The 7,684-nt window shown below is 73.5% G+C and carries 4 protein-coding genes and 1 pseudogene; all 5 read left to right on the top strand.

The features are described 5' to 3' along the window. Positions 1–312, top strand: a pseudogene (locus MKL09_RS27435) (hypothetical protein); the annotation flags it as partial. Between the two features lie 14 nt (positions 313–326). Beyond that, positions 327–2,582: a response regulator gene (locus tag MKL09_RS27430; protein ID WP_244025139.1), complete on the top strand. Its 2,256-nt coding sequence runs from the start codon at positions 327–329 to the stop codon at positions 2,580–2,582. Next, positions 2,579–3,646: a chemotaxis-specific protein-glutamate methyltransferase CheB gene (gene cheB / locus MKL09_RS27425; protein WP_244025138.1), complete on the top strand. Its 1,068-nt coding sequence runs from the start codon at positions 2,579–2,581 to the stop codon at positions 3,644–3,646. Before MKL09_RS27430 ends, cheB begins: the two co-directional genes overlap by 4 nt. Next, positions 3,643–5,364, top strand: coding sequence for a response regulator (locus tag MKL09_RS27420; RefSeq protein ID WP_244025137.1), 1,722 nt, complete (start codon positions 3,643–3,645; stop codon positions 5,362–5,364). The genes cheB and MKL09_RS27420 overlap by 4 nt, the downstream gene beginning before the upstream one ends. A 35-nt stretch (positions 5,365–5,399) precedes the next feature. After that, on the top strand, positions 5,400–7,310 hold the full coding sequence (locus MKL09_RS27415) for a response regulator (protein WP_244025140.1): 1,911 nt from the start codon (positions 5,400–5,402) through the stop codon (positions 7,308–7,310). Positions 7,311–7,684 lie beyond the last annotated feature (374 nt).

Here is a 7,684-nt window from a genome sequence, read left to right as displayed (position 1 = left end):
CGCCGCCGTTCTGACCATTGCGGCAGCGCGGCAGCCGGAGGTTCAGACGCGTCTGGGGCTGAAGCCGGCTCCGGTTGTGGCGGCCCTGGCGGCGGTGGCCAAGCCGCGCGAGCCGGATTGCGTCAAGCCGCCCGAGGCACCCCGACCAACCAGCAGCAGCCCGGGATCGAGCAGGTGATGGGGGCGCTGCAGAACATCCGCCAGGCAAGCCAGCAGACGGCGGCCGGCACCCGCGAGGTCGAGGCGGCCTCGGCCAACCTCACCGAGCTCGCCCAGGCGCTGATGGCCCTGGCCGAACGCTACCGGCACTGAGGGCGGGCGCCGCCTTGCCCGCCGATATCCGCCAACTCCTGCTCGCGGCCTTCGAGGTCGAGCACCGCGAGCACGTCACGGCGATCCGGGCCGCGCTCGGCAGCGCGACCCCGGACTGGAACGACGTGTTCCGCCGCGCCCACAGCCTGAAGGGCGCCGCTCGCGCCGTCGACCTGCCGCCCGTGGAGGCGGTCGCCCACCGCCTGGAGACGCTGTTCGAGCAGGTCCGCACCGGCGCGCGGCCCCTGGACCGGGCGTCGGCCAACGCCGTCCACCTCGCCCTCGACCGGATCGAGAGCTACGTCGCCGGCCTGCAGGACGGCGCCGGGCCGGACATGCCGGCCGACGCCCTGTCGGCCCTGGGCCAGTGCCTCGGCCTCCCCGGCGAAACCCCTGAGGCCGCTCCGACGGTTGCCGCTTCGTCGGAACCGAAGCCCGCCTCGGCACCCGCGCCTGCCGCTCCCTCGCTCGCCCCCAAGGCCGAGCCCCCTGCCGCCCCGGCCTCACCTCCCGAGCCCGCCGAATCCGGCGCCGCGATCCTGCGCGTGCCCGGGGAGGCCGTGGAGGCCCTGGCCCGGGCGAGCCATGACCTGACCAGCACCCTGGCGGCTCAGGCTCCGGCAGCCGAGGGCCTGGCGCGCCTCGCCCGGCTCGCCCGGGACCTGCGCGCCGGGGCCGAGGCTTTGGCCGCCAGATCCGATGCGGACGGGCCGGAATTGCGGTCGCTGGCGGCGCGGCTCGGCGGCTTCGCCCGGGAGGCCGCCGAGCTGTCCCGGCGCCAGGCCGCCGCAACCAGCGCGGTCGAGGGCGCGGCGTTCCGTGTCCGCGCCGAGGCCGAGCGCCTCGCCCTGGTGCCGGCCGAGACCGTGTTCGGCCCCCTCGCCCGCTCGATCCGCGAGACCGCCCGGGAGCAGGGCCGCGACGTCGATCTCGACCTGCGAGGCCTCGACCTGCCGGTGGAGCGCGGCCTGCTCCAGGCCCTGAAGGACCCGCTGCTGCACGCACTGCGCAACGCCCTGAGCCACGGCTGGCAGAGCCCGGAGATCCGCTGCGCCGCCGGCAAGCCCGAGGCCCTGGCGCTCGGGCTGGAGGTGGCGGTGCGCGGCGCGCGCCTCCAGGTCACCGTGCACGATGACGGGCCGGGGCCGGACCTGCTCCGGATCGAGGCCACCGCCCGGGCGCGGGGGCTCTTGTCCCCCGGAGAGGCCGCCGATCCCGAGACCCTGCTGCGGCTCGTGTTCGAGCCCGGCTTCTCCACCTCGGAGTCGGTCGATACCCTGTCGGGGCGCGGCTACGGCCTGTCGGTGGCCGCCGACGCGGCCCGCCAGCTGCTCGGCAGCGTCCGCCTGGAACCCCGCGAGCCCGCCGGCACGGCCCTCGTCTTCAGCCTGCCGCTCTCGGCGGCCCGGCGCAGCCTGCTGCTGGTCGAGGCGGCCGGCCGCACCTATGCCCTGCCGGGCGGCGCGGTGGAGCGCCTGTTGCGCCTCGACCGGGCCGGATTGCCGCTGGCCATGGGCCGCACGATGCTGCGGGTCGGCGATGGCGCGGCCGCGGCCAGCCTCCCGGTCACCGATCTCGCCGAGATCCTGGGACAGGCAGCCAATGCCGCCGATCAGGACCCGGCGATCCTGACCGCGGTGCTGCTGCGGGCCGGCGGCGGCCGGCTGGCGCTCGGGGTCGACCGCCTGCACGATGTCCGCGCGCTGCTGGTCCTGCCCGCTCCGGCCTTCGGGGCCGATCCCGGCCTGATCGCCGGCACCGCCGTGCTGCCCGGCGACGTGCCGGTGCTGGTCCTCGACCCCGAGGGCCTCGCCGCCCGGGCCGCGGCGTCATCGGCCGGGCTTCCCGCCGGAACGATGGCGCAGGCTCCACGTTCGACGACCGCGCCCCGCGCCGCCGCGCGGGCGACGATTCTCGTCGTCGATGATTCGATCACCACCCGGACCTTGGAGAAGGGCATCTTGGAAGCCGCCGGCTACCGCGTGGTCGTCTGCGTCGACGGTCAGGACGCCCTCGACCGGCTGCGCGCCGAGATCGAGCCCGTGAACCTCGTGCTTGCCGACGTCGAGATGCCGCGCCTCGACGGTTTCGGCCTGCTGAAGGCTTTGCGCGCCGACCCCCGGTTCGCCCGGCTGCCGACGATCCTGATGACCTCGCGCGGGGATGCCGCCGACGTGTCGCGGGGGCTCGACCTCGGGGCCGACGCCTACCTGACCAAGCAGAAATTCGACCAGCGCCAGCTGCTCGACACGATCGGACAGCTGCTATGACGCCCGTCCGGGTCATGCTGGTCGAGGACAGCCTCGTGGTGCGCGAATTGCTGCGCTACATCGTCTCGCGCGATCCCCGGCTGGAGCTGGTGGCCGCCGTGGCCTCCGGCGAGGAGGCGCTGGCCGGCCTCCAGGCAGCGCGGCCCGACGTGATCTCGATGGATATCCGCCTGCCCGGCATCGACGGCCTGGAGACCACGCGGCGGATCATGGCCGAGCACCCGACCCCGATCGTCGTGGTCGCCGACTCAGTCGAGGATTCCTCGCTCCGGATCTCCATGAATGCGCTCCGCGCCGGCGCGCTCTCGGTGGTCGAGAAGCCCGTGGCCACGACCCATGCCGGCTACGAGGCGGTGGCCGACCAGATCTGCACCCAGCTGCGGATCATGGCCCAGGTCCCGGTGATCCGGCGGCGGCCGATCGGCACCGAATGGGCCGGACGGACCAGCCTGGCCGACTTCGCCGCGCCGGCCGACCCGGCCGGGCAGGCGCCGAGCCTGCTGGCGATCGGCGCCTCGACGGGCGGCCCGCCGGCGCTGGCCCGGGTGATCGGCGCCCTGCCCAAAACCTTTCCGCTGCCGGTGCTGGTGGTGCAGCACATGGGCGCGGCCTTCATGGAGGGCTTCGCCAGCTGGCTCGACAGCGTCGTCGCCCTGCCGGTCTCGCTGGCGCGGGACGGGGAGCGCGCGGAACCCGGCCGCGTCTACGTGGCGCCCGGCGACCGCCACCTGGAGATCGGCACCGGCCGGGTGATGCGGGTGGTCGAGACCGAGCCCGTTTCCGGCCAGCGCCCGGCCGCCACGGTGCTGTTCCGCTCGCTGGCGCGCCAGGTCGGCGCCTCGGGGATCGGCGTGCTGCTCACCGGCATGGGCGAGGACGGGGCGGTCGGGCTCGCCGACATGCACCGGGCCGGGGCCCAGACCGTGGCCGAGCACGAGAGCACCGCGGTGGTCTACGGCATGCCGGCCGCGGCGGTGCGGCTCGGCGCTGCCCGGGCGATCCTGCCCCTCGACCGGATCGGCGACCACGTCCTGCGTCTGGCCGATCCCGGAGCGCGGCCGTGAGCCGGAGCGAGGCCGGCGCCCAGGACGGGCCCGCCCGGATCCTGCTGGTGGAGGATTCGGAGACGCAGGCCCTGGAGCTGCGCCTCCTGCTGGAGGCAAACGGCTTCGCGGTGGAGCGCTGCCCCTCGGCCGAGACCGCCCTCGACCATCTCAACCGCACCCAGCCCGACCTGGTGGTCGCCGATTACCATCTGCCCGGCATGGACGGCGACGAGCTGATCCGGCAGATGCGCCTGTCCCTGCGCACCCGCGCCCTGCCGGTGCTGATGCTCACCGGCGGCGGCGGCGGCGAGCGGAAGGGCCTGGAGAGCGGCGCCGACGCCTACCTGCCGAAATCCGCCGACCGCGACCTGATGATCCTGCGCATCCGCGCCCTGCTGCGCGAGCGCCGGCCCTCCGCCGAGGGCGAGGGGCCGGGCGCCGCCGCGTTCCGGCGCGGGCGGATCCTGGTGATCGACGGCAGCCTGACCTACCGGACCTTCCTGGCCGGCCTGCTCGGGCAGGAGGGCCACCACGTCGCCACCGCCGACGGTCCGGAGGCGGCGCTCGCGGCCCTCGACGGGGTCGGCGAGGACGCGTTCGACTGCGTGACCGTGGACCTGCTCGGCCACGCCTATGACGGCCTGACCCTGTGCCGGGCGATCAGCCAGCGCCGCTCCGGCCAGGCCGCCGGCGCCGGGTTCCACCTCGTCGGCATCGCCGGCAGCGACCCGGCCAAGGACTTTCTGGTCGAGGCCTTCGCGGCCGGCGCCGACGACGTGGTCTCGAAGACCGATGCCGAGGTGCTGGCCCTGCGGGTGCGCGGCTTCGTGCGCCGCCGCCTGCTGGAGGAGGACGACCGCCGCATCGCCGGCCAGTTCGGCGAGCGCGAGCGGGCGGTGGAGCGCGCCCGCGCCGAGGCCGAGGCCTCCGAGGCCCGCGCCCGCCTCGCCGACGCCCTGGAGCGTGCCAACCGCGACCTCGCCGACGCCAACCGCAAGATCACCGACGCGCAGGCCAAGCTGGTCCAGGCCGCCAAGATGGCTTCGCTGGGCGAGTTGGTCGCCGGCATCGCCCACGAGATCAACAATCCGCTCGCTTTCATCCTGGCCCACCAGGGTACGGTCGAGCGCCTGCTCAACGAATTGCCCGACGCGGCCCCGGAGGCGGCGTCCCGCGCTCTCGACAAGGCCCGCCAGCGGGTCGGCTCGATGCGGATGGGGCTGACCCGGATCCAGGACCTCGTGCTCAACCTGCGCAAGTTCTCCCGCCTCGACGAGGGCGAGCGGGCGCTGGTCAACGTGCCCGAGGCGATCGAGACCGTGCTGGCGCTGATCCAGCACAAGCTCGGCGACCGGATCACCGTGGAGCGCAGCTTCGCCGGCCGGCCCGAGATCCACTGCACCCCGGCGCTGCTCAATCAGGTGGTGATGAACATCCTCGGCAACGCCGCCGACGCCATGCCGGAGGGCGGCATCATCCGGATCGATACCGTCTCGAGCCCGGAGGTCGACGAGATTCGCATCAGCGATACTGGTCCTGGCATCCCGGAAGACCTGCGCGAGAAGATCTTCGAGCCATTCTTCACGACAAAGCCCGTGGGTGCAGGCACCGGCTTGGGTCTTGCGATTGCCTACAGCGTCGTTCAGGCGCATAGCGGCTCGCTCACCGTGGAAACGGCGTTGGACGGGGGAGCCTGCTTCGTGATCGGGATTCCGCGGCAGGCGGCCAGCGCATGAGTGACGGCACGGCAGGTCGAACGTTCTCCGCCGCGATGGACACCGGTTCGGTGACGGATACGCATTCACAGCACGGATTCGACGGCCCCCGCGGGACGATCCTGGCCGTCGACGACGAGCCGGACATCCTGATCGCCCTGGAGGACCTGTTCGAGGACTCCTACCGGGTGCTGACCACCTCGAACCCGAACGAGGCCCTCGAGATCCTGCACGCCGAGCCCGACATCGCGGTGGTGCTCTCCGACCAGCGCATGCCCGGCCTCACCGGCGACGCCCTGCTGGCCGAGGCCCGGGCCTTCCACGACGCGCAGGCGATCCTGCTCACCGGCTACGCCGACATCACCGCGGTGATCGCCGCCCTCAACCGCGGCGGCATCGTCGGCTACGTCACCAAGCCCTGGGACGCGAGCCTTTTACGCTCCACGGTCCGGCAGGCCTTCGAGCGCCACCGGCTCGGGCGCGACCTCGCCACCGAGCGGGCGCTGCTGCGCGGGCTGCTCGACCACGCCCAGGACGCGATCAGCTTCAAGGACGCGGACGGCCGGTTCGTCCGCCTCAACGCTCGCAAGGCCACCCTGCTCGGCCGGGACGTCTCCGGCTGCCTCGGGCAGCGGGAGGGCGACCTGCTCGGCGCGAAAGGTGGCGCCGTCGCCGAGGCCGATGCCGCCGCGATCCGCTCCGGGGCCGTCGCCGAGAGCTTGACCAGCGAGGGCCCGACCGGGGCCGAGCTGTGGAGCCACGTCACCCGGGTGCCGATTCGCGACGCCGGCGGCACGGTCAGCCACCTCGCGGTGATCGAGCGGGACGTCACCGAGCAGCGGACCCTGGAGGCGCGACTGCGCCAATCCGACAAGATGCAGGCGCTGGGCACCCTGGCCGGCGGCATCGCGCACGATTTCAACAACCTGCTGACCGCGATCCTCGGCAGCCTGGAACTCGCCGCCCCCAAGGTCGCCGAGCTGCCGCGGGTGCAGCGCCTGATCGAGAACGCCCGCGGCGCGGCCGAGCGCGGCGCCTCCCTGACCAAGCGCCTCTTGAGCTTCAGCCGCGCCCACGACCTCCAGGCGCGCGCCACCGACGTCAACGCCCTGATCGCCGGGATGAGCGACCTGTTCGGCCGCAGCCTCGGCGGGCTGGTCACCGTCCGGACCGAGCTGGGCGACGACCTGGCCGCCGTCCAGGTCGATCCGGACCAGCTCGAACTGGCCGTGCTCAACCTGTGCATCAACGCCAGGGACGCGATGCCGGACGGCGGCACCATCACGGTGGCGACGCGGCGCCTCGACATCGCGGGCGATCCCGAGATCGCCGACGGCTCCTATCTCGGCGTCAGCGTCACCGACGAGGGCACCGGCATCCCGGACGAGATCCTGCGCCGGGTCTGCGAGCCGTTCTTCACCACCAAGGCGGTGGGCCAGGGCACGGGGCTGGGCCTCGCGATGGTGTTCGGCCTCGCCCAGCAATCCAAGGGGCGGCTCGCCATCGAGAGCGAGGTCGGCCGCGGCACGCGGGTCGAACTCGCCCTTCCCTTCGCGGCCGAGGTGCCCGAGGAGACGGCCCGCGCCGCTGGCGAAATCCCGACGGCGGCGCGTTCGGCGCGGATCCTGGTGGTCGACGACGACCCGCAGGTCCGGCACGTCACGGCCTCGTTCCTCGCGGGCTTCGGCCACGACGCCACCGAAGCCGGCGACGGCGAGGCCGCCCTGCAATCCTTCGCGCCCGGCCGCTTCGACCTGATCGTCGCCGATCTCGCCATGCCCGGCATGAGCGGCATCGAGCTCGCCGCCGAGATCCGCGACCGCGATCCCAGCCTGCCGGTGCTGATCCTCACCGGCCATGCCGAGGCGATGCAGATCCCCGACGACCTGCCGGTGTTGACCAAGCCGTTCCGCTCGGCCGACCTGGCGAGCCGGGTCTCGGATCTTCTGGACGGCGCGGGACGTTAGGGGCTTCCCGCCGGACACGCCCGCTTCCCGCCCCCTCTGCGGGCTACCGGATTCACGCATCGGTATCGGCACCACGGGCGCAGGATGGAGCGCGGGTCCCCTCTCCCGCACGGGAGAGGGCGTCGGTTGCAGCCTGTGCGGACCGTTGCAGGAACCACATTCCCGAACTCACTGGGAACCACCCCGTTGCCGGCTCATTGGCCTCTCACGGAGCCTCGGTGCTCCGGGTTACGAACGCGGAGGTGAACCATGAGCAATCACGGTATCTTCCCAGGCAGGCGGCGCGAGGCCGACCCGGATCAGGACGATCCGCCCAACAAGAACCGGCAGGGATAGGGGTTTTGGGACTTGCGGCGCGGTCGAGTTCCCGGTCA

The sequence above is a fragment of the Methylobacterium sp. J-048 genome, from assembly GCF_022829515.1.
Lineage (GTDB): Bacteria > Pseudomonadota > Alphaproteobacteria > Rhizobiales > Beijerinckiaceae > Methylobacterium.
The sequence above is the reverse complement of the archived record's forward strand: the minus strand, read 5'-3'. Positions and strand labels throughout refer to the sequence as shown.

Coding starts and splice junctions, on each gene's coding strand:
- MKL09_RS27415 (WP_244025140.1), top strand. CDS start 5,400: ATGGACACCGGTTCGGTGACGGATACGCATTCACAGCACGGATTCGAC.
- cheB (WP_244025138.1), top strand. CDS start 2,579: ATGACGCCCGTCCGGGTCATGCTGGTCGAGGACAGCCTCGTGGTGCGC.